Here is a 25089-nt window from a genome sequence, read left to right as displayed (position 1 = left end):
CAAACAGGAGACATGGTTAAGGCTATTGTTCCAAGAGGAAAATACAAAGGCGTGTGGTTTGGTGAAGTGGCATGCAGGAAGACTGGAAATTTCGACATCAAAGGAAAAGACGGTAAACGTATCGCACAAGGAATCAGCTATAAATATATTCAAGTCATTCAGCGATTTGATGGATATACTTACAGAAAGGAGGAAGCGGAGCTTGCACAAGGCGCAATTCCTCCCCGTGCCTAAAGGCAGGGGCTTCCTTGCGTGAGTTTCGTGAAACGAATGAATATTGCTTGTATACAAATGGACATTGCCTTTGGGGAGCCGGAAAAAAATAAACAAACCGTCGTGCGCTACATGGAACAAATTGCCCGTAACGTCGACGTCGTCGTCTTGCCAGAGCTATGGACGACAGGATACGATTTAGCGAGACTTGGCGATATCGCCGATGAAAACGGCGAAGATGCAAAAACGTTTCTTTCTTCGCTTGCACGTGCGTACAATGTGCATATTGTCGGCGGATCGGTAGCGAAAAAGACAGAAAGACAAATAACGAACACGATGTATATCGTCGATCGAAACGGCGATGTCGTTTGTGAATATAGCAAACTTCATTTGTTCAAATTGATGGATGAACATAAACATTTGCAAGCTGGGGAAACGACGGGTATATTTTCGCTTGACGGTGTGACGGGCGCAGGCGTCATTTGTTATGACATTCGCTTTCCGGAATGGATTCGCGCTCATGTGCTTCACGGTGCCGAAGTGCTATTTGTCGTCGCCGAATGGCCGCTCGTTCGCCTGCATCATTGGCGCACGTTGTTAATGGCGCGCGCGATCGAAAATCAATGTTACGTCGTCGCTTGCAACCGCGCAGGAAAAGATCCGAACAACGAATTTGCCGGACATTCGCTGATCATTGATCCGTGGGGAAACATTCTTGCCGAAGGAGACGAACAAGAAACGGTCATTGTGGCGAATATCGACATAAACGAAGTGCAAGACGTGCGCGCACGCATCCCGATTTTTTCCGATCGCCGCCCAGATGTGTATAAAAAATTTCAAAAAAATGATTGACAAACAAACATGAAGCGATGTATGATTCGAATCAAGCGAATTCATGAAACTTTTTCATTGTTACAAACATTCGAATAATACAAACACTCTTATCAAGAGCAGGTGGAGGGACGAGCCCGATGAAACCCGGCAACCGGCGATGACGCACGGTGCTAATTCTTGCAGCAGTAGGCTGAGAGATAAGAGGTGCGAAGCAAACTTCAAACCTCTTTCGTTCAGCGAAAGAGGTTTTTTATTTATGTCAAGGAGGGAATTCATATGTACGAACCGTTAACAGAGCAAAATGCGGTCGCGCTCGCGATTCGTTTAGGGCTATTCCAAGAAGATGCACTTCTTTCATGCCAAGAAATTGGCGATGGCAACTTAAACCTCGTCTTTCGCATCGTCAACGAGCGCACAAACGATAGCATCATCATAAAACAAGCGCTGCCGTACGCGAAAGTCGTCGGCGAAAGCTGGCCGCTTACATTAAAGCGCGCGACAATCGAAAGCCAAGCGTTGCGCACGTTCGCGAGCTACGTTCCTCAGTATGTTCCGAAAGTGTATTATTCCGATGAGACTTTAGCGATTACGGTGATGGAAGATTTATCCCATTTACAAATTGCACGCCGCGGGCTGATCGAAGGAAAAACATTTCCGAAGCTTTCTGAACATATCGGTGAGTTTGTCGCGAAAACAGCGTTTTATACATCGGATTTTGGCATGAATCAACAACAAAAAAAGAAGCTCGTGCAACAGTTTACAAACCCTGAACTTTGTAAAATTACGGAAGATCTCGTCTTTACCGACCCGTTTTTTGACCACGACACGAACAGCTTTGAAACGGAGCTTCGTGCTGATGTCGAGCGGCTTTGGCAAGATGATGAACTCAAGCGCGAAGCAGCGAAATTAAAACGGCTCTTTTTAACAAAAGCAGACGTGTTGCTTCATGGCGACTTACATACCGGAAGCATATTCGCAAGCGACGATGACACGAAAGTAATTGATCCAGAATTTGCATTTTACGGTCCGATCGGCTTTGATTTAGGGCAATTTTTTGCCAATTTACTATTAAACGCCCTCTCTCGCCATGAAAGCGAACGCGAGCCGCTCTTTACGCATATTGAAAAAACGTGGGACGTGTTTGTTCGTACATTTACAACATGTTGGCAAGAAAGCAACGAACCGTATGCGCGCGTTTCTTTCGTACTCGACGACATCGTAAGCGATGCGCTCGTCGAAGCGATCGGATTTGCGGGTTGCGAAGTCATTCGCCGCACGATCGGCTTAGCGCACGTAGCTGATTTGGACGAATTGCCGCTTGAACGGCGGCTAGAAGCAAAACGGCACGCTCTTCGCCTCGGACGCGAACTCATCGTGCAACGTGAACATTTGCCGATTCATGCTATCAAACGTCTCGTTGAACAAACCGCACATGTCAACAGCTAGGGGGAAGACGATACGATGAAATCTGTACAATGGCACGATACGCATATTACGATTTTAAACCAACAAGCGTTGCCTCATAAGACTGAATATTTAGAGTTAAAAAATATAAAAGACGTATGGGACGCGATCGTCGCGTTAAAAGTGCGCGGGGCGCCAGCAATCGGCATGACCGCTGCCTTCGGGTTAGCGCTTGCGGCAAAATCGTATGAAACAAACGACTTAGCACAGTTTCACGCCAATTTAAAGCGCGACCGCGACTATTTAGCAAGTTCGCGTCCGACCGCCGTCAATTTATTTTGGGCGCTTGACCGGCTTATGAAAAGCGTCGCCAACGCCACCTCGGTCAATGAAGCGAAAACGACGCTCATTCATGAAGCGATTTGCATTCAAGTTGAAGATGAAGACGTATGCCGACGCATCGGCGAACATGCCCTTTCTTTGTTCCAAGACGGCGATCGCATCATGACGATTTGCAATGCGGGGGCGATTGCTACCGCCCGATACGGCACGGCGCTCGCACCGTTTCATTTAGCGAAAGAAAAAGAAATGACGCTTCATGCGTACGCTTGCGAAACGCGCCCTGTGCTGCAAGGTGCGCGGCTTACCGCTTGGGAACTTTCGCAAGCTGGCGTCGATGTGACGCTCATTACAGACAATATGGCGGCGCAAACGATGAAAGCAAAGCGCATTTCTGCCGTCATCGTCGGGGCAGACCGCATTGCCGCCAACGGCGATACAGCGAACAAAATCGGCACGCTCGGCTTAGCGATTTTAGCGAACGCGTTCAACATTCCGTTTTACGTCGCCGCTCCGCTATCGACGATCGACTTACAGACGGAAACAGGGGACGACATTCCGATTGAAGAACGGGCGAAAGAAGAAGTGACCCATATCGCTGGTGTAAACATCGCGCCGAATGTGAACGTGTACAATCCTGCATTTGACGTTACGCCGCATGAACTCATTACCGGCATCATTACCGAAAAAGGCATCGTGTCTGGCGACTACAAAACGAAGCTACCGACATTATTTGAGGGGGTTTTCACATGAAAAAACTATCAATACTCATCGTGCTTATATTTGCCCTTTTAACAGGTTGCACGAATGAACAAGACGCCGTATCGAAACCGGCCGAACAGCCGAAACAAGAAGCGAAAGAAGAAGCAAAAGGAGAAACAGAACAAGCCGACATTCCAGAAGCGTTACAAAAGCCGATTAAGATTGCTGCCATTATGCAAATGTCGATCGGCACGTTTTCATCGCAATATATCGCCGGCGTAAAAGAACAAGTCGCGAAATTTGGCGGCGACGTGCAAATTTATAACGCCGACAACGATTTAACGAAAATGGCCTCATACGTTGAAACAGCAATCAACCAAAACGTCGATGCCATTTTACTAGACCACGGACGCGCCGACGCGCTCAAAGCGCCTGTTGAAAAAGCGCTCGCGAAAGGCATTCACGTCGTCGCATTCGACAACGACTTAAACATTCCGGGCGTCACGGTTATTGACCAAGACGATTACAGCTTAGCGTGGAAAACGTTAAAAACGTTAGCGGAAGATTTAAACGGCGAAGGGGAAATTGTCACCATTTGGGTCGGCGGTTTTACGCCGATGGAGCGGCGCCACGTCATTTATGAAGCGTTTCAAAAACGATATCCGAACATAAAAGAAGTGGCGAAATTCGGCACCGCAAGCGCCAATACTGCATTAGATACACAAACGCAAATGGAAGCGATTTTGAAAAAATATCCGAACAAAGGCGACATCGATGCGGTGTTTGCGACGTGGGATGAGTTCGCCAAAGGAGCGACGCGCGCCATTCAACAAGCAGGCCGAACAGAAATTAAAGTGTACGGCATCGACTTAAGCGATGAAGATTTACAAATCATTCAACAGCCAAACAGCCCTTGGGTCGCAACGACTGCTACCGATCCAGCGGAAGTTGGGCGCGTACAAGTGCGCTTTGCTTACCAAAAAATTGCTGGCGAGCCGACACCAAACATTTACTCACTTGAGCCGCATTTAGTGAAACGTTCCGATTTACCAAACACAGCGATTACGATGAACGATTTGCACAACTACATCCAAGGCTGGGGACAATCGAACGTTGCGGTTTCACCGTGGATGAAAACGTTAGAGGCAAAGGTGAATAAGCAATGAGCGGCTTACGCATGAATGAGATCGTCCATTCATTTGGTGACGTCACCGTATTAAACGGCGTGAACTTCCATGTCCAACCGGGCGAAGTTCACGCCCTTTTAGGAATGAACGGAGCAGGAAAAAGCACGTTAATGAACATTTTAGCCGGCGTGTTGCAGCCGACGCGCGGAACGATTGCCATCGACGGAAAGACGCACACCTTTTTTTCACCAAAAGATGCGAAACGAGCGGGCATCGGACATGTCGTACAAGAAGTCGATGCCGCGTTGTTCCCTGCTTTGTCCGTATACGAAAACGTGCTCGCCGAACATATCGTCGCGCAAAAACAACCGTTGTTTTCAAAAACGAAGCAACGTTCATTTGTCACACAGCTTCTTGCGCGCGTCGGCTTGGAACATTTGTCGCTCGATGCGCCCGTACAAACGTGCACGCTTCATGAAAAACAGCTCATTTTACTGGCGCGCGTCCTTTCCTCTTCCGCGCGCTACATCATTTTAGACGAGCCGACCGCCTCGCTTAGCGATGAAGAAACGAACCGGTTGTTTGCGATGATTGAACAGTTAAAAACGCAAGGCGTGGCGTTTATTTACATTTCGCACAAACTTCACGAAATAAAACGCATTTGCGACCGCATGACGATTTTGCGCGATGGGACAGTCGTTTACGAAGGCGATGTGTCGCTAGCGACAGAAGATATCGTGCGCCATATGGTCGGACGACGAGCGGACGTGCGCCAAAAACATCGTCGTGAAATAAGCGGAGAGCCGCTTTTTCAAGTGAAGCAACTATACATTCCGAAAACGAAAACGACGGTCGACCTTACTGTACGCCGCGGGGAAATTGTCGGCATCGCCGGCCTCGTTGGAGCGGGAAAAACAGAACTCGCCGAAAGTATGATCGCTCACGTAAAAACGACAGGCGAACGCATCGTCCGCGGCAAAAAACAAGCATGGTCGTCACCAAAAGACGCCATTGAAGCTGGCGTTTGTTTCATTCCAGAAGAACGGCGCAAACAAGGGCTATTTATGAACGAAACGGTCGAAAAAAATTTGACGGTGCGGCTATTGTCAAACATCGCTCCATGGCAATGGATTGACAAACGACGTGAGCGCACGATCGCCACAAGCCTCATTTCTTCGTTACATATTCGTCCGTCTTCGCCGACTGCGCTTGCGAAAAACTTAAGCGGCGGCAATCAACAAAAAGTCGTCATCGGGAAATGGCTGCAAACAAATGGCGACGTCTTTATTTTTGATGAGCCGACAAAAGGCATTGACGTGCATGCGAAAGAAGAAGTGTTTGCGATTATTCGCTCGCTTGCGGACGAAGGAAAGGGGATTATTTATTTCACGAGCGAATGCCAAGAGCTTCTTCATATCGCCGATACCATTTACGTCATGGTGGACGGTCGCTTCATTAAGCGAGTGAAAGCATATGAAACGACATACGAACAGCTCGTTCATGACATGAGCGGAGGTGAATAAAGGTGAAATTTTTATATAAATACGGAACGATCGTTGCGATTGTTGTCGTCATCGCTTTTTTTAGCGCGACGCTCGACTCTTTTTTCACGTATGCGAATTTTAGCGACATTTTACGATCCATTTCTATCGTCACGCTCGTCGCAATTGGAATCACATTTTCGCTTATCGTCGATGGGTTCGATTTATCGGTCGGCTCAACCGCTAGCTTAGCGACGATCGCTAGCGCATCCGCGCTCGTTTTACATCGGCAAGAACTATTTGTCGCGCTCATCATTCCGCTTCTTCTCGGAGTGCTCGTCGGGTTGTGCAATGCGTTTTTAACGATTCAACTGCGGCTGCCTGATTTGTTGGCGACGTTAGCGGTCATGTATATCGTCAACGGCGTTCAGCTCACATATACGAAAGGATTTTCCATTTATAATGACATGCCGCTTCCAGAAGGTGGTGTAGCGCCGGGCAAGTTTATCCCTTCTTTTTTGTTTATCGGGCAAGGAGAGCTGTTTGGCATCCCTTTTTCCGTCTTGCTTATGCTCATCATCGTCGTTTGCGCCCATCTTTTTTTAACGTACACGAAAGCAGGGCGAATGTTTTATATGACCGGAGAAAACCGCGAAGCCGCAAGACTAACCGGCATTCCGGTCAATCGCTATCGCGCGTATGCTTATATGATTAGCGGAGCGTTTGCAGCTTTAGGTGGCATTGTGCTCGCTTCGCGCATCGGCACCGGACAAGTGTCGGCAGGTGCGCCGTTATTAATGGATGCGGTCGCAGCGGCGTTCATCGGCTTTTCTGTATTCGGCGCTGGCAAGCCGAACGTCATCGGCACGTTGCTCGGTTCGATTTTCATTGGCGTATTGTTAAATGGGCTGACGATGATGAACGTGCCATATTACGCTCAAGATATTGTCAAAGGCGCCATTTTAATTTTTGCACTTGCGTTGTCCCATATAGCGAAAAAATAACCCACCTTACGCGAGGTGGGTTTCAAACGTTCGTTCTTTTTCGACTTTTTCAATCAGTTCATCGAGCAACTGAATGACTTCGGCAGATATTTCTTGCTTGTGCGGGCAATGAGTTCATCAATTTGTTTTAACTTTGCGAAATCTTCCGTTGTAAAATGGTTATACGATAACGTATCGACGTCCGTGAAACGAATAGTCCGTTCCTTTTTCAAGCAGTTCGCTTACTGCCGGACGAAGACATCATATCCACCTCTTTAGCTGTCAGTCTATTGTACTATATATCGTTCGTCGCTGGTAAAGTAATATAAAACGTTGTGCCCACGCCGACTTCGCTTTCGACATCAATGCGTCCATGATGTTCTTCGATAATTTTATAGCTTACCATTAATCCGAGCCCTGTGCCTCGCTCTTTCGTCGTATAAAACGGCTCGCCTATTTTTTTTATTTTTTCTTTCGGAATGCCGCAACCTTGGTCGCGAATGGCAATGCGCACCCGTTCGTCGACACGCTGAACGGACACGGTAATCGTCCCGCCTTTTGGCATCACTTCGATCGCATTTTTTAATATGTTAATAAACACTTGTTTCAGTTGTTTCGAATCGCAATAAACGGGCGGAATCGGCTCATATGTGGCTTCAATTTGAATGTTATGCATCGTCGCTTGCACGCTTAATAAGTCAACCGTCTCTTGCATCACTTTCGCGACATCGTTTTTTTCATAATGAGTGGCTTGCGGTTTAGCGAGCACAAGAAACTCGGTAATAATCGATTCAATTCGTTTTAATTCCGACATAATGACCTCGAAGTACATATGATACGTTTCGTTCTCATGACTCATGCTTCCTTGCAACAGTTGAATAAACCCTTTTAACGCCGTCATCGGGTTGCGAATTTCGTGGGCGATTCCTGCCGCAAGCTGTCCGACGACGTTTAACGTATCCGACTTGCGCAGACGTTCTTCCATTTCTTTTTTCTCCGTGATGTCGCGCACCATCATAAGTCCAACATGTTCAATGACGTTTCGTTTAAACGACAGTTCAACAATTTTTTGTTTCCCTTTTCCGTCCACCATGACGAATTCTTCTTCTTCCCCTGCTTTGCTCAACCACGTTTGAAAATGTTTTAAATGATTCGTTCCGATAAAAGCGTGCACACGTTTTCCGATCAACTGTTCTTTTTTTAAAGCGAAAATGCGGCACGCTACCGGATTCGCATCAAAAATGCGCTGCTCATCGTCAATTAACATCATCCCGTCCATCGCATGATTAAATATGCTGCGAAATTTTTGTTCTTGTTCGCGCAACTCTTTCTCCATTTTTTTACGTTCGCTAACGTTGCGAAAAATCGTTAAATGGTAGCCGTTAATGACTCCTTTTTTTGACGTAAATTCAAGCTGTTTTCGCTCTCCATTTGGCATATGAAACGTTAATTCGTCGCGAATTTCTCCGTCGCGGAAAAATTGGCGCAGCACGCGGCGCACTTTTTTACTTTTTGCATCGACAAATTGCAAGACGTTCGCATGGACAAGATCGTGGAGCGGCAATTCAAACGTTCGGCTTGCCGCAGGGTTGGCGCGCAAAATGTTGCCACAATCATCGCAAATGAAAATCGCTTCGTGAGCTTGTTCAAAAATGGCACGAAACCGCTCTTCACTTCGCTGTAAGTTCATTTCCATATTTCGTTTTTCGGTGACGTCGCGCATAATCGCCATAAAAAAGCCGCTATGTACGTTCGCCGTAAGGGTAATTTCAAACAGCTTTTGCATGCCGTCCGCTAAAATAAACGGCAGTTCGCTCGATACTGTCCCTGTGCGCTTTAACGTCAGCAACAGTTGTTCGAACAAATGATGATATTCGATCGGGATAAATGTTTGAATGGAAAGCTTGCACAGCTCCTCTTTGTTTACGTTGACGCTCGCGCAAAAGGAAGGATTCGCATCAATAAATCGCCCTTGTACATCAAAAATGACGATGCCGTCGCCTGCGCGGTTAAACAAATCTTTAAATAACGTTTCGTTAATCGAACGTTCACGCTCAAGCACTTTTTTTGAGGAAATGTCGCGGATGATGTATAAATCAAATGATGGGTGGCGGCGCATAAACAATTGCACATGCTTCGTTTCGCCATCAGCTAAACGGATAACAAGCTCGTCATCGTATGACCCGAACTTATGAAGCATTTGTTTTTGAAATTGGAAAACATGTTCAGGAACAAGATGCAAATAGTCTTGAAAATGTTTTTGTAGCAGTTTTTCTTTTGACGCACGAAACAGGCGGCACGCCGCTTCATTCATGTCGATGAACGCACCGTCTTTATTCACTAACGCAATCGCATCTGTCGCTTGTTCAAAAATAAAACGATATTGACGAATTTTCTCCTCCATCGCTTCTTTTTCTTGTTTGGCCATGTGGATGGATTGTGGTTTTTCAATCATATTTCCTTTCGCACTCAAATGGTTTCCCTCCCCGACTAACTCCCTCTCTACTATATTTTTGATTATATTCGCTACATTTTTTGCTATTCCTTCTTAACTTTCTGATAATTTCACTAATCTGATCGGAATAAAAAAGAGCAGCTTGTTCGCTGCTCATCGGTCGGTGATGACGATATATGTCGCTTTCACCGGTCCGTGCACGCCGACGACTAAATTCATTTCAATATCTGCGGAGTTGCTCGGACCTGTAATGAAGTTGATGCATGATGGTACGTGTCCTCGTTCGCGAATAGTGCGAGCCGCTTGCGTCATGCGCGGAACGATAGTACTTCTCGGGATGATCGCAACATACGTTTTTGGCAAAAAGCTAATCGTCCGCCCTTGATCGCGGTTGTTTAATAGCACAACCGTTCCTGATTCAGCTAATGTTATATCGCTAAAGGTGATGCCAATATTGGCTCGCTCAGCCGCTTCGATATTCGCCCGTCCGAGCGTATGATCCCATACGTGTACATCTTCGCGCGTGAAAAGCGAGCTTAATCCAAACTGCTCGTAACGCTCATCGTTGGCGACGACAATCGGGCCGCCGCCATGTGCCGCTATAACGTCGTCTATCGCGTCAACGAGACGACCCGCTGTCGTTTCGACAAGCGTCGTATGAATGCGCGTACATTGCTTTTTTAATTCATCAAGCAACTCGTCTTGGCTATACCCTTGAAATACGGTATGTTGCGGGGCATGTTTCCATTTCGGGCGTTCTACAGACGTACGCACATCGCGTCCAAGTCGTGAAGCAATTCGTTGTAAAAAAGCTTCCATTTATTCGTTCCCCCTTTGTTTCAACCAGTCGCGGAATCGCTCTTTTTCTGGCGCTGGAAACTCGCGAATGTCCGTCCACGCTTTTAACGGTCCAGGTCCTTTCGAAATGCGGTCGTTTGTCGTAAACGGATTGACGGCAGTCGGGGCAATTTTTGAACCAAGCTTATATAACAGCGATGATGCTGCACCTAATCCGAACGCTTTCATCGCTAATTTTTCCGAAATCGGCGCTTTTCCTTCGCGCTCGACGATCGTTTGGCGATGTTTTAATAGCAGTTCATGAAGCGGAATTTTAACCGGGCACGCTTCCGTACATGCCGCGCATAACGTGGACGCATACGGCAATTCTTTATAATCATCGTAACCGCCAAGAAGCGGGGACAATACCGCCCCGATCGGCCCGGAATAAATCGAACCGTATGAATGACCGCCGATATGGCGATATACCGGGCAGACGTTGACGCAAGCCGCGCAGCGAATGCATTGTAACACCGACTGAAATTCCGTTCCTAAAATGTCAGAACGCCCGTTATCGACAATGACGAGATGAAATTCTTCTGGTCCATCCACTTCCCCTTCCTCGCGCGGACCGGTTAATACGGTAATGTAGCTCGTCAACTTTTGCCCGACCGCACTCCTCGTCAGTAAACTAACGAGCACTTCCATTTCTTCAAACGTCGGTACGATGCGCTCCATTCCCATGACTGTAATTTGTGTTTTCGGCAATGCGGTGACTAAATCGGCGTTTCCTTCGTTCGTCACGAGCGTAATCGAACCGGACTCGGCAATCGCAAAATTGCATCCGGTAATGCCCACATCAGCTGTCATATATTCATGGCGAAGCATATGGCGCGCATGAAGGGCAAGCTCTTCCGGCTTTTCCGTTTTTGTGTACGCTAACTTTTCCTTAAATACGTCGCGAATTTGTTCTTTATTTTTATGAAGCGCCGGCGCAACGATATGAGACGGTGGATCGTGGTCGTCGACTTGCAAAATGTATTCGCCAAGATCCGTTTCAATGACTTCACAGCCAAGCTTCTCTAATGCGGCATTCATATGAATTTCTTCCGTCACCATCGACTTCGATTTCACAATTTTTTTCGCTTGTTTGCTTGCGACGACGCGGCAAATGTAGTCGTTTGCTTCTTCTGCCGTTTGCGCAAAAAACACATGGCCGCCGCGTTTTTTTACATTTTCGCTCAGTTGCATTAAATAATAGTCTAAGTTTTCAAGTGTATGTTGGCGAATTTCTTCTCCGAGCGCGCGCCATTCTTCCCAGTTGCCGAGTTCTTCGGCTGCTTCTAATCGGCGCGTGCGCAGTCGCTCTTGCGCCCCTGCCACTGCCCCGCGCATAAACGTATTATGAATCCCCTTTTCCACCCGTTCGTGAAACTCTCCCATGTTAATTTTCAATGCCATATAAATCCCCCCTTATCGACAGTTCAGCACTTCGGCAATATGCATGACGCGAATCGGCTTCCCTTTTCGTTCGATGCGCCCGCCGATGTTCATTAAACAGCCGCAATCGGCGCCAATTAAGTAGTCCGCTTCGACTTGTTCAATGCATTGAATTTTTTCATCGACCATTTGTTCTGAAATCGGCCCCATTTTTACGGAAAACGTGCCGCCAAATCCACAGCAATTGTGCGCGTTTGGCAAAGGGACAACTTCCAGCCCTTTCACGTGTTGTAATAACGTAAACGGCGCGTCTTTCACGCCGAGCAGGCGCGTCATATGACATGACGTATGGTACGTCGCCTTCCCTTCTAACCGCGCGCCAACATCTTCCACTTTTAGCACATCAACAATAAATTGCGTCAGTTCGTACGTTTTATCGGCGAGGCGTTGCGCGCGTTCTTCCCATTCCCCATCACCTTGAAAAATGTGCGGATATTCTTTAAACATCGTTGCACACGAACCGGATGGGGTCACGATATATTCTGCATGTTCAAACGTGCGAATCATATGTTTCATCGCTTCCTTCGCTTCTTTTACATACCCGCTATTGTACGCGGGCTGACCACAGCACGTTTGCCCTTCTGGAAAATGAATTGTGCATCCAAGCCGCTCTAACAGCTCTACTGTCGCTTTTCCGACATTGACGTGAAATAAATCGACTAAACATGTAACGAATAATGTGACGTTCATCCGAAATCCCCTCTCCAAGAAAACGTTTTCTTTTCCTTCACTTTACATGCAATTGCCAAATTAGTCAACCGGTCATCTGATGAGTATGTGTGGAGGGAGCCCCCCCATCATAAAGAAATGTAGTCAGAAAGCACTTTTTCTACGTGTCCTAAATGGTCTTTCATTCGCTCTTGCGCAAGTTCGATGTTTTGTTCGCGAATCGCTTCAAAAATGGCGATATGGTCTTCAAGCAGCTGCTCCGTCGTCGCTTGTTTCGCAAACAGCCAAATGCGTCGCGTTTCACGCATCGTTTCCATCATCATTCCCGACACGTTGTTCATTAAGCTAACTAATAACGGATTTTTCGTCGCCGCCGCAATCGCCATATGAAATAAAAAGTCGGCCTGTTCCCCAAGCTCTTCATCGCCGATCACCTCACGCATTTGCGTAAGGGCGCTTTGCATCGCGCGCAAATCTTCTTCCGTCCGTTTTCGCGCCGCCACTCCAGCTGCGCCAACTTCAAGCAGTTTGCGCACTTCTAATAAATGGGCAACGTCTTCTTTATTCATCAGCACAGCAGCAGAAATCGGAAACGATAACATCGCTGGGTCAAATTCGCGCACGTATGTGCCTTCCCCTTGTTTCATTTCAATAAGCCCCATCGCCCTAAGCGCCGTTAACGCTTCGCGAATGGCCGCGCGGCCGACTTGAAAGTTTTCGGCAAGCTGCTGGACGGAGTCGAGTTTATCTCCGGGCTTTAACTGTCCCGTTTGAATCATATGTAAGATGGCTTCGGCTACTTCTTCATATATTTTTTTCGGCTTAATTTGTTTGTACACATTGTCCACCCCATCATCTCTTGTTTACTCCCCCACACAAATAGAATATCATATCATATTTTTGTACAAAAGAAATGTGAAAAATTTTTAAATTTTTGTATTGAAAAATGATTGCGCTTACATTATGATATACTCATCAGATGATTGTATGACCTTATGAGGAGGGGATAAGGAATTACGTCATCACATATTGTTATATCATTCACATAAACAAAGGGGGATTTGTATGAGTATCGGTATGTTATCTTTTATCGCACTATTGCCAATTTTAACAGTTTTCTTATTTCTCGTCGTGCTGAAATGGCCAGCGAGCCGCGCGATGCCTGTTGCGCTCGTTGTCACCGCAGCTATTGCGCTATTTGTTTGGGGAACGAAAATGAACGTTGTCGCCGCCGCAAGCGTCAACGGTATAAAAACAGCGATTGAAATTATGTTTATCGTCTTCGGTGCGGTGTTGCTTTTAAATACGGTGAAAGAAAGCGGCGCAATTGAAACGATTCGTCAAGGGTTTATTCACATTTCGCCAGACCGCCGCATTCAAGCGATCATTATCGCTTGGTTGTTCGGTTCATTTATTGAAGGTGCAGCAGGTTTTGGTACGCCAGCAGCCATCGCTGCCCCGCTTCTTGTCGCAATCGGTTTTCCTGCGATGGCCGCCGTACTAGTTGCGCTTATTATTCAAAGTACGCCTGTTTCTTTCGGGGCAATCGGTACGCCAATTCTCGTTGGAGTTAATACAGGGCTTGCTAACCAAGAAGCGGTTATGAAAGCGATTGGCGATATGGAGTTTACGGATTATTTGTTGCAAATTGCCGCAAACGTCGGTCTCATTCATGCGTTAGTCGGAACGTTCATTCCGCTCATTATGGTCGGCATGATGACGCGCTTTTTCGGTAAAAATCGTTCATTCCGCGAAGGATTACGCGTATGGAAGTTTGCGTTGCTTGCCGGATTGGCGTTCACCGTTCCGTATGCGATAATCGCAAACGTGCTCGGACCAGAGTTTCCATCGTTAGTCGGGGCGTTAATCGGCCTGATGATCGTCGTACCAGCCGCAAAAGCAGGCTTGTTTATGCCAAAAGATACGTTTGACTTTGAAAAGCGGAGCGAATGGGAACAAGATTGGATCGGCCGCTTAAACAACGAACAAGTGAACTTGCAACAAGGGAACAAGCGCATTTCGCTTTTAAACGCATGGTTCCCATACGTATTAGTTGCGATTTTGCTCGTCATTACGCGCACAGTAACGGAAGTAAAAACATTTTTAACAGGAGAAAGCGTCACCATTTTAATCGACAACGTATTTAACTCCGGCATCGCGATTAAATCGACGCCACTTTACTTGCCGGGTACAATTTTCTTAGTCGTTTCGCTCATCACATACGTGTTACATCGCATGGATGCAAAAAGCTACAAAAAAGCGTTTAGCGATTCATTTAAAACGGCATTAAGCGCAGGTTCAGCGCTCATTTTCGCCGTACCAATGATCAACATTTTCATTAACTCAAAAACAGAAGAACTTGCAAGCATGCCGCTCGTTTTAGCAGAAGGGGTATCGTACATCGCTGGTTCAGCATGGCCGGTCGTTGCGCCGCTCATCGGTGCGCTCGGCGCGTTTATCGCTGGAAGTAACACATTTAGCAATATGATGTTCTCTCTCTTCCAGTTCGGTACGGCAGAAAGCATCGGCTTGTCAGCTTCAGGTGCTGCGGTCGTCGTTGCGCTGCAAGCTGTTGGTGGAGCAGCAGGAAATATGATTTGCGTCCATAACGTCGTCGCTGCTTCTGCAACAGTCGGCCTCGTCGGTCAAGAAGGAAATTTAATTCGTAAAGCACTCATTCCGATGACATATTACATTTTAGCTGCGGGTATGCTTGGCATGGGGCTTGTCGTTGGCGGCTTCAACATATGGTTCATTTTATACGCTGTCGTCGTCGCTTTCATCTTCTTTATGATGTCAAACCGCGGCAAAACGACAAAAGCAGAAAAACAAATTTCTGCATAACATAAAAGGGTGTCCTTTTTGTAGGGCACCCTTTTTTCCTTCCCTTCCGATATGATATAATAGTTTGTTGCAACCTACATATGAAGGAGTCGTTTGCAGTGAACATTATCTGTACAACGTTAAATGCGAAATATATTCATACAAACTTAGCGATCCGGTATTTGAAAGCATACGCCGCACCAGAGTTTCATGTGCAGCTCGTCGAATATACGATTAAAGACCCTGTGTTAAATATCGTCACCGATTTATACCGCCGCAAGCCAGATGTCGTTGGATTTAGCTGTTACATTTGGAACATTGAACAGACGATTGAAGTCGTTCAGCTATTAAAAAAAGTGCATCCGAACGTTACGATCGTCGTCGGTGGGCCGGAAGTGTCATACGATGTTGCTTATTGGCTTGAGAGCGTACCACAGTTTGATTATATCGTCATCGGCGAAGGAGAAGAAACGTTTAAACAGCTTCTGACAGCGCTTCATCGCGGTGAAGATGTCGCAACGATCGCTGGACTTGCCTTTCATAAAGACGGCAAACCGGTCATCAATCCGCAGCGAAATAAAATCAATTTAGCGAATATGCCGTCGCCGTTTCGCTTTCCAGAAGATATTCCGCATTTGTCCAAACGCGTCACATACGTCGAAACGAGCCGCGGCTGTCCGTTCAGCTGTCAATTTTGTTTGTCGTCCATTGAAGTTGGCGTGCGCTATTTTGACCGTGAAAAAATAAAAGAAGATTTACGCTACTTAATGAAACATGGCGCGAAAGTCATTAAATTTGTCGATCGCACGTTTAACATTAGCCGCAGCTATGCGATGGATATGTTTCAATTTTTAATTGACGAACACGTGCCGGGCGTCGTCTTTCAATTTGAAATTACAGCGGATATTATGCGTCCAGAAGTGATCGAGTTTTTAAACCGTGAAGCGCCGCCGGGACTGTTTCGCTTTGAAATTGGCGTGCAATCGACGAACGATGAAGTGAATAAACTCGTCATGCGGAAACAAAATTTTGATAAACTTACCCGAACGGTTACGATGGTAAAACAAGGTGGAAAAATTGCGCAACATCTCGATTTAATTGCCGGACTTCCTGAAGAAGATTACACATCGTTTCGAAAAACGTTTAACGACGTGTTTGCCCTTCGCCCTGAAGAATTGCAGCTCGGGTTTTTAAAAATGTTGCGCGGCACAGGACTGCGCCGTCAAGCAGACGAGTACGGCTACATCTTTATGGATCGGGCGCCGTATGAAATGTTGCGCAACCGCGTGCTATCATTTGACGACGTCATTCGCTTAAAACAAGTAGAAGATGTGCTTGAAAAATATTGGAACGACCATCGCATGGACGAGACGATTGAATATATCGTCACCCATTTATTTGACACACCGTTTGACTTTTTCCAATCGTTCGGCACGTATTGGGACGAACAAGGATGGGCGCGCATCGGACATCAGCTTGAAGATTTATTCCGCCGTCTCTATTCGTTTTTACAAACGACAAACACGCCCAACTTACCAATTGTCGAAGCGTTGATGAAATACGACTATTTGCGCAATCAAAAACAAAAACCGCGCAAACCGTGGTGGGACGAAAAAACGGACAAGAGTGCGCGCGCACGCGTATACGAAAAACTGTCCGAACAACCGCATCTTCTTTCCCTAAGCGAAAAAGAATTATTTAAACATACCGTCGTCGAAATGATTCCTTTCGACTTGCCGCATTATTTACAAACGAAACACATTCGCCGTTGCCATATGGCGATGATCGTATACTTTAACCAATCGACGTTGAAAGCAGAGACGTATTTTTTGGAAATGGAAAAGTAGGAGCCTCCACTCCTACTTTTTCTTCTTTGCCTCTTCCATTAACTCCATCACTTTATGCGCATTGATGTCGCCTTGTTCGCTCCCGAATTCTTCCTTTAATATATCGCCTGGAATTGGAATCGTTTTCCCTGCTTGTTTATTTTTCATTTTCCTTGCCGTCCTTTTTTCGAGTTTCGGTTCGCCCCTCGGCTCATATCTTCGCCACCGGCGTATTGCGCAGCAAATTCATCTTTCGGCATGCTTTCCGTCGGCGTTTGGTTATTTGTTTTTGCTGCATCATGTGTCACTTTTCTTTTCATCACGTTCCACTCCTTTGTATGCAATCAATATAATGTCTTCACCTGTTTGTTGCCGAAGCGTTTGTTCCCATTGTTGCACTTGGGCGATGTCGCGCTCATGCAACTGCGCAATTGGAAAACGCATATAAATCCCCCCTACAAGTAATGTCATGCAAAACGACATATTTTATACGTTGTTAAGCCACATTAATAGCGAGGTGATGATGGATGAAAAAAGATATCGAATCGCCAATTTTGGACGAAACACTGCCGCATCAAATACATGCTCCGTCGTTTAAAGGAACGGGCATGCGCATGCAGCCGCCGTTTGTGAACAAATATGGCGTCGTCATTGGCGACAGTAAATATAATTCGCCAAACTCGCCGCTTCATCAATGGAGCGATGAAACAGACCCGAGCATCATGGCTGGGGACGAATGGGTGCATCCGACGAACGACATCGGCTGGAACACGCCTGAAAATCGTGCGCAATTAGAAGAAAAACGAAGCGAAAACGCTCCGTTTATGCATCCAGACAAAGACGTCGGATATGGGGCGGATTGATACATTCGCCTCGCTTTCGTCATACATTGAAGGAGCAATACATGACGAGGTGACGTATATGAACCGCGAATGGATTCAACTTATGAAAGTAATTGGTGACGGGATATATTCTTTTATTTATAGACGAATATCGTGAGCTAGAAGAAATGAAACAAGGGGGATCATTTTCCCACCTGTAAACGAAATACCTTTGAGAAAGTAGCGATTAAAAAATGCATAAATGACTAACACAGGCATCGTAAACACCATCGACGCCGCCATAATGTAGTTCCAATAGCTAATGTATTGTCCTTGTTAATTTGAATTTCAACCGAACTTGAAACCGATTGCAACAAAAAATTTGTAACAAAATTCGTGGCATTTTGTCCAAAAATGTTCTCCCCTTCCCACGAACTGTCGTGCTATAATGATACAAAAAGTAAAGGAGGCTTCTTCATGAAAGCCCGATGGATGAGCCGTTTTCTGAAAAAAGCGAAAACGGATGAACTGAAAAACAAAACGACGATCGGGAGAAAGTACGGGATCGTTTTTAGCTTTACGACCGTTTTATTTGTCGGCGTTTTCATTTTTGTCGCCTTGCTTATTCATAACTTAACGAACGTCGTAAAACAAGTGGAGCAAAAAAGCGACCAAGCTATTTTAATTACCGACCTCGGCTCATTATTTAAACAAAAATATATCGTCATTACTGACTATATGACAAATCCCCGCCCTGAAACATTATGGAACTATGAAGATTTAACGAAGCAATTTAACGATAAAATGAAGCAGCTCGAACCGTATATGCAAACGGAAGAAGCGAAAACGATTTACCAATCAACGATTTCTATCGAAAACCAGCTGAACGAACTGCTTCATAAAACGATTCAACCGACCATCTTATCATATCGCGACCGTGGGGAAATTATAGACATTTTTCAAATTATGAGCTTCCAAAATAAAGCGGCGACGATTCGCGATATGAGCATTGAAAAGCTCGACATATTAAAGCAGCTCATTATTCGTGAACGGCATGACCTTGTCGCGCAAATGAACGATACGATCGCGAAAAATATGTTGATGATGGTTATAACGGTCGTTGTCGCCATCGCCTTATCGGTCGTTTCTCTTACCGTCGTTAGCCGTAAAATAAGCAACCGGTTAAAACGAGTTGTGCACATTTGCCATGAGCTTGCGCGCGGCAATTTGCGCGTTGAGCGTTTGACGGATACAAACAACGATGAAGTCGGACAAATCGCTCATGCGATGAATGAATTAATGGACGGACTAGCGCAATCTATCGCCCAAATTCAAGCGGCAGCAAAGTATGTAAACGATATGTCACAAACGTTGCGATTGAATGCAGAAACGACGACAGAAGCGAACGAGCAAATTACACAAGCCATTCTCGAAGTTGCCTCTGGTGCAGATGAACAAGTGAATGTATCGAAACAAACGAATGAAGCGGTACATGACGTATCTGATGCGCTAACGACTGTTATGACGAAAGTATCTGAAACGACGAAACGAACAAACGAAGCAACGAAACGCGTCAACGAAGGAACATCTTTAGTAGAGCAAACGGTTGCACAAATGAAGCTCATTCGCGAACAAATTGAACGGCTTGCGACAGTTATTGAATCGCTAAACGATAAATCGAAAGAAATTCATCAAATCGTCGGCTTTATTGCAAACATTTCCGATCAAACGAATTTGCTTGCGTTAAACGCCGCCATTGAAGCGGCGCGCGCCGGAGAACACGGAAAAGGATTCGGCGTCGTTGCGGAAGAAGTGCGCAAACTTGCGGAACAAACGGCCCATGCTGCAGGTAATATTCGCGCGCTTGCCGAACAGTCGCAAACGCAAACGGCGCACGCTGTACATGTGATGAATGAAAGCAGCGAATCGTTCCAAACAGGTCATTCGCTCGTCGAACAAGTCGGACATATTTTCCATTCCATTTCGACCGATATGGCGCGCGTCCAAGCAGAAAGCGATACAGTGCACGATACGATTCGTTCCGTAGAAGAAAAAGTGAAAACGATGACGGCATTCGCTGACCAAATTATTGATATTTCATCTCAATCCGCCCATAATATTGAACAAGTCGCCGCAACGACAGAAGAACAAAACGCAACGATGCAAGAGCTGCTCGCCTCGTCGCAAGAGCTCGCAAGCACAGCGGAGCAACTTCGTCAGGCGGTCGCACGCTTTCAAATGTAACAAATAGATAACCGTCCTTTCGCATCATCAAAAGGACGGTTTCTTCGTTTGTATTCACTCAGAAAGGAAGTGGACGCATGCTTTCCCCTCACCTTGCGAAAAAAATTGTGTCGGACGTCCGCCGCCTCATTCATGAAGATCTCATTATCGTCGACACGCATGGCATCATTATCGCCAGCACCGACCCGACGCGCATCGGGCAATTTCATGAAGGCGCGTTTCTCGTTTGCCAAGAAAAACAAAAACGAATCATTACGAAAGAAGACGAAGGAACGCTCAAAGGAGTAAAAGCTGGCATCAACTTACCTGTTTTTTTTCACGGTGACGTCATTGGCGTCATCGGCATTACAGGAGACCCAGCGAACGTATCACCATACGGTGAGCTATTAAAAAAAATGACCGAGCTTCTCATTCAAGAAAACTACTATACGGAACAGTTACAACTTGAAGCGCGTGCGCTTGAAACGTTCGTCTTCGATTGGCTGCAAGCGCGCGAATGGTCGCCATCCTTGCACGAGCGAGCCCAACTGTTTCATATCGACCTCGCTAGCTCGCGGCGCGTCATTATCGTTTCGTTAAATGAAACAAAACAAACGATTTCCGTTGACATGTGGAAATACGTTCAAACCGTTTGGAGCGATGCACGTGATGTCATCGTCCGTTGGGGAAACGATCGCTTACTTATTTTACAAACAGACGACGACAAAGAACGAACGATCGCTAAACTCAAAACGATGCAACGCGCATTATTAGACAAATACGATGTGACGCTTCATATCGGATGCGGAAAAATGGGAGATAGTAAACAGGTGTACCATTCGTATAAGCAAGCTGAACGTGCCCTTCATATCGCCAAACAAACAGGCGACATCGTTTTCGATGAAGATTTACGATTGGACATGTGTTTAGAAGACATTTCGCCTGCGACAAAACAAGAACTTATTAAACGAACGATTGAACCGCTCATACACGATGAAGAATTGTTGCATACGCTGCGGACGTTGTTCGCTAACGACTTATCGCTCAAACGAACGGCAGAGGCGCTTCACATTCACATTAATACACTTCATTATCGGCTAAAAAAAATACAAGATTATACGAAACTGAACGTGCGCCATCTCGAACATATCATCACCTTATACTTAGCTATTCGTTTTTTAGATGAAACAACAAAAAAATAATGTGTAAGCGTTTTATTTTTATATGTTTATACATAGCGGGTTTTCCCGCTTTTTTATATGCTTACAGTACAAACAAAGGAAAGAAGGTGGATGATATGATTACTGAACAGGTGAAACGACAGTTCATTCAAATTGTCGGCGCAGAAAACTACGACGATTCGAAAGCCGGACGGCTCGTTTATTCATACGATGCAACTCCAAACTTCCAATCGCTTCCTGACGCAGTTATCGCCCCGCGCAACACAAAAGAAGTGAGCGAAATTGTAAAGATTTGTAATGAGCACCGCATTCCGATCGTGCCGCGCGGCTCAGGAACAAATCTTTGTGCAGGAACATGTCCAACAGAAGGCGGCATCGTCATCATTTTTAAACATATGAATCGCATATTAGAAATTGACGAAGAAAATTTGACGGTGACCGTTCAACCGGGAGTCATTACGCTCGACCTCATTCAAGCGGTCGAAGCGAAAGGATTATTTTATCCACCTGATCCAAGCTCGATGAAAATTTCAACGATTGGTGGAAACATTAACGAAAATTCCGGCGGCTTGCGCGGTTTAAAGTACGGCGTGACGCGCGATTACGTCATGGCGCTTGAAGTCGTGCTCGCAAACGGTGACATCATTCGTACGGGCGGCAAGCTCGCGAAAGACGTCGCTGGCTACGATTTAACGCGCCTGTTTGTCGGCTCGGAAGGCACGCTCGGGATCATTACAGAAGCGACGTTAAAACTCATTCCGATGCCGGAGACGAAAAAAACGATGCTCGCGTTATATGAAGATTTAGAGGCGGCAGCACGCTCCGTTTCCGCCATTATCGCCAATAAAATCATTCCGACGACGCTTGAGTTTTTAGATCAACCGACGTTACAAGTCGTCGAGTCGTTCGTCAACATCGGCTTGCCGACAGACGTTAAAGCGGTATTGCTCATCGAACAAGATGGACCGAAAGAAGTCGTTGAGCGAGATATGAAAGCGATGGCGCGCATTTGCCGAGAGCAACACGCCATTTCCGTCCAAGTAGCCAAAACAGAAGAAGAAGCGAATAACTTGCGCACAGCGAGACGTTCGGCACTATCAGCACTCGCCCGTTTAAAGCCGACGACGATTTTAGAAGATGCGACCGTTCCACGTTCGCAAATTGCAAATATGGTGAAAGCGATTAACGATATTGCTAAAAAATATAACGTCAACATTTGCACGTTCGGTCACGCAGGTGACGGCAACCTTCATCCGACATGTCCGACCGATGTGCGCGACAAAGACGAACTGCATCGCGTCGAGCAAGCGTTCGAAGACATATTTGCAAAAGCGATTGAGCTTGGCGGCACGATTACTGGCGAGCATGGCGTCGGCGTGATGAAAGCGCCGTATTTAGAATGGAAGCTCGGTAAAGAAGGAATCGCTGCGATGCAGGCGATTAAACGAGCGCTCGATCCGAACAACATTATGAATCCAGGGAAAGTGTTCGCAAAAAGCACGCGCAAACGGGTGGTGGTGACGCGATGAAAAACGAACAGCTCATCCAACAACAATTTCAAGCGCGCATGAATGAAGACGAGTTATTAAACTGTATGCGCTGCGGCTTTTGTTTGCCGACATGTCCGACGTATATTGAGTCGGGCTTTCAAGAGTCACACTCGCCGCGCGGACGAATCGCATTAATGAAAGCCGTCGTTGATGGACTTATTGAACCGGACGAAGATGTCGAACGTTCGCTCCAATTGTGCCTCGGCTGCCGAGCGTGCGAACCCGTTTGCCCTTCTGGAGTGCGCTACGGCCATTTACTAGAAGAAGCGCGCGACATTATTGCGCAACATAAAACGTATTCACCGATCGTCCGTTTCATTCGCCATATTGTATTCAAACAGCTGTTTCCACATCCGAAACGGATGCGCATGTTGACGGCACTTATCGGTTTTTATCAACGTTCAGGGTTGCAAGCACTCGTTCGCAAACTCGGCTTATTGCGCGTGTTGCCAAATCATTTAGCCATGATGGAAAAAGTGCTGCCGAACGTGCCGACGTGGAAACAAATGAACGAACGACCAACGCACATCGAAGCGGAAACGAAACGAAAAAAACGGGTCGCCTTTTTTAGCGGCTGTTTAATGGATACGATGTTTATGGACACGAACGATGCGACGATGAAACTATTGCAGCTTGCCGGCTGCGACATCGTCATTCCACCGACCCAAACGTGTTGCGGTGCACTTCACGGGCATAGCGGCGAAAAAGCGGACGCGAAAACGCTCGCGAAACAAAACATTGAAGCGTTTGAAGCGCTCGATGTCGACTATATCGTCACAAACGCTGGCGGGTGCGGGGCGTTTTTAATCGAATACGACCATTTATTAAAAGACGATCCGATTTGGGCAGAGCGTGCCAAATCTTTCGTCGCCAAAATAAAAGACGTCTCCGTCATTTTAGTCGAACTCGGCTTTCATCTCGAAGGATGGCGCTTGCCTGAGCAAATCGTGACGTATCAAGATTCATGCCATTTACGCAACGTCATGAAAACAGCAAACGAGCCGCGCCTGTTGCTTCAATCCATTTCCGGCGTCGAGTTTCGCGAAATGAAAGATGCCGATCGATGCTGCGGTTCAGCAGGCATTTATAACATCATCGAGCCAGACATGTCGATGCAAGTGCTTGATTACAAAATGGCACAAGTGAAACAAACGAAAGCGACGACAATTGTAACCGCCAATCCCGGCTGTTTGCTGCAAATGAAGCTCGGCATTGAACGAGAAGGACTGACGAACGTGCGCGCCGTTCACCTTGTCGAGCTGCTTTTAGAAGCGGTAGAAGCGACAAAAGAAGCAAACGAGCCGGTGAAACAAACAGGGTAAGGGTATGGACGTTCATGCCCTTTTCCTTTTTTTTAAACGCTTTTCTAATTCAGCACGCTTTTGTTCGAGCTCCGCTTCACTACACACTTTTCGCTCATATCGGGAATAATCGATATGCAGCCACTCTGGAATCATTTCCGTCCGCACCGCTTTCCGCCTTTTTGAGCGCGCGTATCCATTTTTCTTCCAGTTACGTAACACACCTTCTGTATATGTCCACGTTCTCACTCCGTTCTGCAAGGCGACATTCAGCGCTGCAAGCACCCACTCCTCTGACGTTTCATTGACCCATAATGCGATTTTTTCTCCAATATAGCCACTTATCGTCCCAAAACCGTTTTGTTCATAAAATTGTATAATGTTTTGTAATGTATGTGTTGTTATTTCTGTTTGTCTGTTCATATAGCCATGTGCGTCTTGGCAAGTGGACATGTGCGATACGTCATGTTGCCCACTCGTTTCGTCATGTTGCCGTTTTTCGTCGCCATTCATAACGTTCGCTAGCACATCGTAGTCAATGCGATACCATTTCGTTTTATCCATCTGTGAGCGATAGCGCGAGACGACGATCCCTTTTTTCTCAAGCCGTACGATCGTGCGCCGAATCGTACTTTCCGACCAAAACGGAAATTGCTTTTTCCACCCTTCGTACGTGTTGTACACCCATACATGTCCATCATGCGTATGCGTGCTTTTTCCGAGCCAATAATGAAGCTGCTGTAAAAAAATGCTTTCGTTCAATCCGAGCTTCACCGCCACCGTCGGCAAAACGAATAACGGCTCATCATCGACTAACCACTTCTTCATCACAATCCCCCCTATATCCATTTATCGCCTCATACACGACATTTGGTTAGGG

General features: G+C 46.3%; 24 protein-coding genes, 1 pseudogene and 1 riboswitch. Of the genes and pseudogenes, 14 read left to right on the top strand and 11 right to left on the bottom strand.

Translation table 11 applies throughout. The annotated features are described in order from the left end of the window. The 7 genes and pseudogenes from BM213_RS04010 to BM213_RS03980 all read left to right on the top strand — a co-directional run. A pseudogene (locus tag BM213_RS04010) lies at positions 1–234 on the top strand (RNA-guided endonuclease IscB); the annotation flags it as partial. 36 nt (positions 235–270) lie between these two features. Next, positions 271–1065, top strand: a complete 795-nt coding sequence (locus BM213_RS04005) for a carbon-nitrogen family hydrolase (protein WP_167357366.1) — start codon at positions 271–273, stop codon at positions 1063–1065. 86 nt (positions 1066–1151) lie between these two features. Further along, positions 1152–1251: riboswitch (SAM riboswitch) on the top strand. 72 nt (positions 1252–1323) lie between these two features. After that, positions 1324–2493 (top strand): S-methyl-5-thioribose kinase, encoded by a 1170-nt coding sequence (gene mtnK, locus BM213_RS04000; protein WP_091701159.1) that lies wholly within the window; start codon positions 1324–1326, stop codon positions 2491–2493. Between the two features lie 15 nt (positions 2494–2508). Continuing rightward, positions 2509–3543 carry an S-methyl-5-thioribose-1-phosphate isomerase gene (gene mtnA, locus BM213_RS03995; RefSeq protein WP_091701156.1) on the top strand — a complete coding sequence of 345 codons (1035 nt, stop codon included), beginning with the start codon at positions 2509–2511 and terminating at the stop codon, positions 3541–3543. After that, positions 3540–4658: a sugar ABC transporter substrate-binding protein gene (locus tag BM213_RS03990; RefSeq protein ID WP_091701153.1), complete on the top strand. Its 1119-nt coding sequence runs from the start codon at positions 3540–3542 to the stop codon at positions 4656–4658. Before mtnA ends, BM213_RS03990 begins: the two co-directional genes overlap by 4 nt. Then, positions 4655–6142 (top strand): sugar ABC transporter ATP-binding protein, encoded by a 1488-nt coding sequence (locus BM213_RS03985; RefSeq protein WP_091701152.1) that lies wholly within the window; start codon positions 4655–4657, stop codon positions 6140–6142. The genes BM213_RS03990 and BM213_RS03985 overlap by 4 nt, the downstream gene beginning before the upstream one ends. 2 nt (positions 6143–6144) lie before the next feature. Continuing rightward, positions 6145–7104 (top strand): ABC transporter permease, encoded by a 960-nt coding sequence (locus BM213_RS03980; RefSeq protein ID WP_091701149.1) that lies wholly within the window; start codon positions 6145–6147, stop codon positions 7102–7104. A gap of 53 nt (positions 7105–7157) precedes the next feature. Here BM213_RS03980 and BM213_RS03975 read toward each other — a convergent pair whose 3' ends face one another. From BM213_RS03975 to BM213_RS03950, 6 genes are all read right to left on the bottom strand, one after another. Continuing rightward, on the bottom strand, positions 7158–7316 hold the full coding sequence (locus tag BM213_RS03975) for a hypothetical protein (protein WP_244149181.1): 159 nt from the start codon (positions 7314–7316) through the stop codon (positions 7158–7160). A gap of 62 nt (positions 7317–7378) precedes the next feature. Then, on the bottom strand, positions 7379–9538 hold the full coding sequence (locus tag BM213_RS03970; protein WP_091701169.1) for a PAS domain-containing sensor histidine kinase: 2160 nt from the start codon (positions 9536–9538) through the stop codon (positions 7379–7381). 153 nt (positions 9539–9691) lie between these two features. Beyond that, positions 9692–10357 carry a LutC/YkgG family protein gene (locus BM213_RS03965; protein WP_091701147.1) on the bottom strand — a complete coding sequence of 222 codons (666 nt, stop codon included), beginning with the start codon at positions 10355–10357 and terminating at the stop codon, positions 9692–9694. Then, positions 10358–11776: a LutB/LldF family L-lactate oxidation iron-sulfur protein gene (locus BM213_RS03960; protein ID WP_091701144.1), complete on the bottom strand. Its 1419-nt coding sequence runs from the start codon at positions 11774–11776 to the stop codon at positions 10358–10360. A 12-nt stretch (positions 11777–11788) separates the two neighbouring features. Further along, positions 11789–12505, bottom strand: a complete 717-nt coding sequence (locus tag BM213_RS03955) for a (Fe-S)-binding protein (protein WP_091701142.1) — start codon at positions 12503–12505, stop codon at positions 11789–11791. 107 nt (positions 12506–12612) lie between these two features. Further along, a complete protein-coding gene (locus BM213_RS03950; protein WP_091701140.1) occupies positions 12613–13332 on the bottom strand; it encodes a FadR/GntR family transcriptional regulator in 720 nt (239 codons plus the stop codon). Positions 13333–13549: 217 nt separating this feature from the next. Between BM213_RS03950 and BM213_RS03945 the strand changes: the two genes are divergently transcribed. After that, a complete protein-coding gene (locus BM213_RS03945; protein WP_091701137.1) occupies positions 13550–15328 on the top strand; it encodes an L-lactate permease in 1779 nt (592 codons plus the stop codon). 98 nt (positions 15329–15426) lie between these two features. Next, a complete protein-coding gene (locus BM213_RS03940) occupies positions 15427–17154 on the top strand; it encodes a B12-binding domain-containing radical SAM protein (RefSeq protein ID WP_091701135.1) in 1728 nt (575 codons plus the stop codon). Positions 17155–17166: 12 nt separating this feature from the next. Here BM213_RS03940 and BM213_RS15135 read toward each other — a convergent pair whose 3' ends face one another. The 3 genes from BM213_RS15135 to BM213_RS14615 are packed head-to-tail and all read right to left on the bottom strand — an operon-like array spanning position 17167 to position 17577. Further along, on the bottom strand, positions 17167–17301 hold the full coding sequence (locus BM213_RS15135; RefSeq protein WP_279625314.1) for a hypothetical protein: 135 nt from the start codon (positions 17299–17301) through the stop codon (positions 17167–17169). Continuing rightward, positions 17298–17453, bottom strand: a complete 156-nt coding sequence (locus BM213_RS14620) for a hypothetical protein (RefSeq protein ID WP_035018793.1) — start codon at positions 17451–17453, stop codon at positions 17298–17300. The genes BM213_RS15135 and BM213_RS14620 overlap by 4 nt, the downstream gene beginning before the upstream one ends. Next, on the bottom strand, positions 17431–17577 hold the full coding sequence (locus BM213_RS14615) for a hypothetical protein (RefSeq protein WP_003396832.1): 147 nt from the start codon (positions 17575–17577) through the stop codon (positions 17431–17433). The genes BM213_RS14620 and BM213_RS14615 overlap by 23 nt, the downstream gene beginning before the upstream one ends. 83 nt (positions 17578–17660) lie before the next feature. On the opposite strand from BM213_RS14615, the gene BM213_RS03930 reads away from it, so the two are divergent. Next, a complete protein-coding gene (locus BM213_RS03930) occupies positions 17661–17996 on the top strand; it encodes a DUF3905 domain-containing protein (RefSeq protein WP_091701132.1) in 336 nt (111 codons plus the stop codon). A gap of 117 nt (positions 17997–18113) precedes the next feature. Here the strand turns inward: BM213_RS03930 and BM213_RS03925 are convergent, their stop codons facing one another. Next, positions 18114–18257: a hypothetical protein gene (locus BM213_RS03925; protein WP_425265908.1), complete on the bottom strand. Its 144-nt coding sequence runs from the start codon at positions 18255–18257 to the stop codon at positions 18114–18116. Between the two features lie 174 nt (positions 18258–18431). On the opposite strand from BM213_RS03925, the gene BM213_RS03920 reads away from it, so the two are divergent. From BM213_RS03920 to BM213_RS03905, 4 genes are all read left to right on the top strand, one after another. Next, a complete protein-coding gene (locus BM213_RS03920) occupies positions 18432–20198 on the top strand; it encodes a methyl-accepting chemotaxis protein (protein WP_091701130.1) in 1767 nt (588 codons plus the stop codon). 77 nt (positions 20199–20275) lie between these two features. Beyond that, positions 20276–21379: a CdaR family transcriptional regulator gene (locus tag BM213_RS03915; protein ID WP_091701127.1), complete on the top strand. Its 1104-nt coding sequence runs from the start codon at positions 20276–20278 to the stop codon at positions 21377–21379. Positions 21380–21474: 95 nt separating this feature from the next. Continuing rightward, complete coding sequence (gene glcD, locus BM213_RS03910; protein WP_091701125.1) at positions 21475–22887, top strand: glycolate oxidase subunit GlcD; 1413 nt, start codon at positions 21475–21477, stop codon at positions 22885–22887. Beyond that, positions 22884–24230 (top strand): (Fe-S)-binding protein, encoded by a 1347-nt coding sequence (locus BM213_RS03905; RefSeq protein WP_091701122.1) that lies wholly within the window; start codon positions 22884–22886, stop codon positions 24228–24230. The genes glcD and BM213_RS03905 overlap by 4 nt, the downstream gene beginning before the upstream one ends. A gap of 12 nt (positions 24231–24242) precedes the next feature. Here BM213_RS03905 and BM213_RS03900 read toward each other — a convergent pair whose 3' ends face one another. Next, positions 24243–25037, bottom strand: a complete 795-nt coding sequence (locus BM213_RS03900) for a DnaD domain-containing protein (protein ID WP_244149180.1) — start codon at positions 25035–25037, stop codon at positions 24243–24245. Positions 25038–25089: the final 52 nt, after the last annotated feature.

Source organism: Anoxybacillus pushchinoensis, from assembly GCF_900111795.1.
Taxonomy (GTDB): domain Bacteria; phylum Bacillota; class Bacilli; order Bacillales; family Anoxybacillaceae; genus Anoxybacillus; species Anoxybacillus pushchinoensis.
This window is presented reverse-complemented; position numbering and strand designations above follow the sequence as displayed.

Coding starts and splice junctions, on each gene's coding strand:
- BM213_RS03905 (WP_091701122.1), top strand. CDS start 22,884: ATGAAAAACGAACAGCTCATCCAACAACAATTTCAAGCGCGCATGAAT.
- BM213_RS03970 (WP_091701169.1), bottom strand. CDS start 9,538: ATGATTGAAAAACCACAATCCATCCACATGGCCAAACAAGAAAAAGAA.
- BM213_RS03985 (WP_091701152.1), top strand. CDS start 4,655: ATGAGCGGCTTACGCATGAATGAGATCGTCCATTCATTTGGTGACGTC.
- BM213_RS03965 (WP_091701147.1), bottom strand. CDS start 10,357: ATGGAAGCTTTTTTACAACGAATTGCTTCACGACTTGGACGCGATGTG.
- BM213_RS03990 (WP_091701153.1), top strand. CDS start 3,540: ATGAAAAAACTATCAATACTCATCGTGCTTATATTTGCCCTTTTAACA.
- BM213_RS15135 (WP_279625314.1), bottom strand. CDS start 17,301: ATGAAAAATAAACAAGCAGGGAAAACGATTCCAATTCCAGGCGATATA.
- BM213_RS14620 (WP_035018793.1), bottom strand. CDS start 17,453: ATGAAAAGAAAAGTGACACATGATGCAGCAAAAACAAATAACCAAACG.
- BM213_RS03920 (WP_091701130.1), top strand. CDS start 18,432: ATGAAAGCCCGATGGATGAGCCGTTTTCTGAAAAAAGCGAAAACGGAT.
- BM213_RS04005 (WP_167357366.1), top strand. CDS start 271: ATGAATATTGCTTGTATACAAATGGACATTGCCTTTGGGGAGCCGGAA.
- BM213_RS03945 (WP_091701137.1), top strand. CDS start 13,550: ATGAGTATCGGTATGTTATCTTTTATCGCACTATTGCCAATTTTAACA.
- BM213_RS03925 (WP_425265908.1), bottom strand. CDS start 18,257: ATGGCGGCGTCGATGGTGTTTACGATGCCTGTGTTAGTCATTTATGCA.
- BM213_RS03930 (WP_091701132.1), top strand. CDS start 17,661: ATGAAAAAAGATATCGAATCGCCAATTTTGGACGAAACACTGCCGCAT.
- BM213_RS03900 (WP_244149180.1), bottom strand. CDS start 25,037: ATGAAGAAGTGGTTAGTCGATGATGAGCCGTTATTCGTTTTGCCGACG.
- BM213_RS03960 (WP_091701144.1), bottom strand. CDS start 11,776: ATGGCATTGAAAATTAACATGGGAGAGTTTCACGAACGGGTGGAAAAG.
- mtnA (WP_091701156.1), top strand. CDS start 2,509: ATGAAATCTGTACAATGGCACGATACGCATATTACGATTTTAAACCAA.
- BM213_RS03955 (WP_091701142.1), bottom strand. CDS start 12,505: ATGAACGTCACATTATTCGTTACATGTTTAGTCGATTTATTTCACGTC.
- glcD (WP_091701125.1), top strand. CDS start 21,475: ATGATTACTGAACAGGTGAAACGACAGTTCATTCAAATTGTCGGCGCA.
- BM213_RS14615 (WP_003396832.1), bottom strand. CDS start 17,577: ATGCGTTTTCCAATTGCGCAGTTGCATGAGCGCGACATCGCCCAAGTG.
- BM213_RS03915 (WP_091701127.1), top strand. CDS start 20,276: ATGCTTTCCCCTCACCTTGCGAAAAAAATTGTGTCGGACGTCCGCCGC.
- mtnK (WP_091701159.1), top strand. CDS start 1,324: ATGTACGAACCGTTAACAGAGCAAAATGCGGTCGCGCTCGCGATTCGT.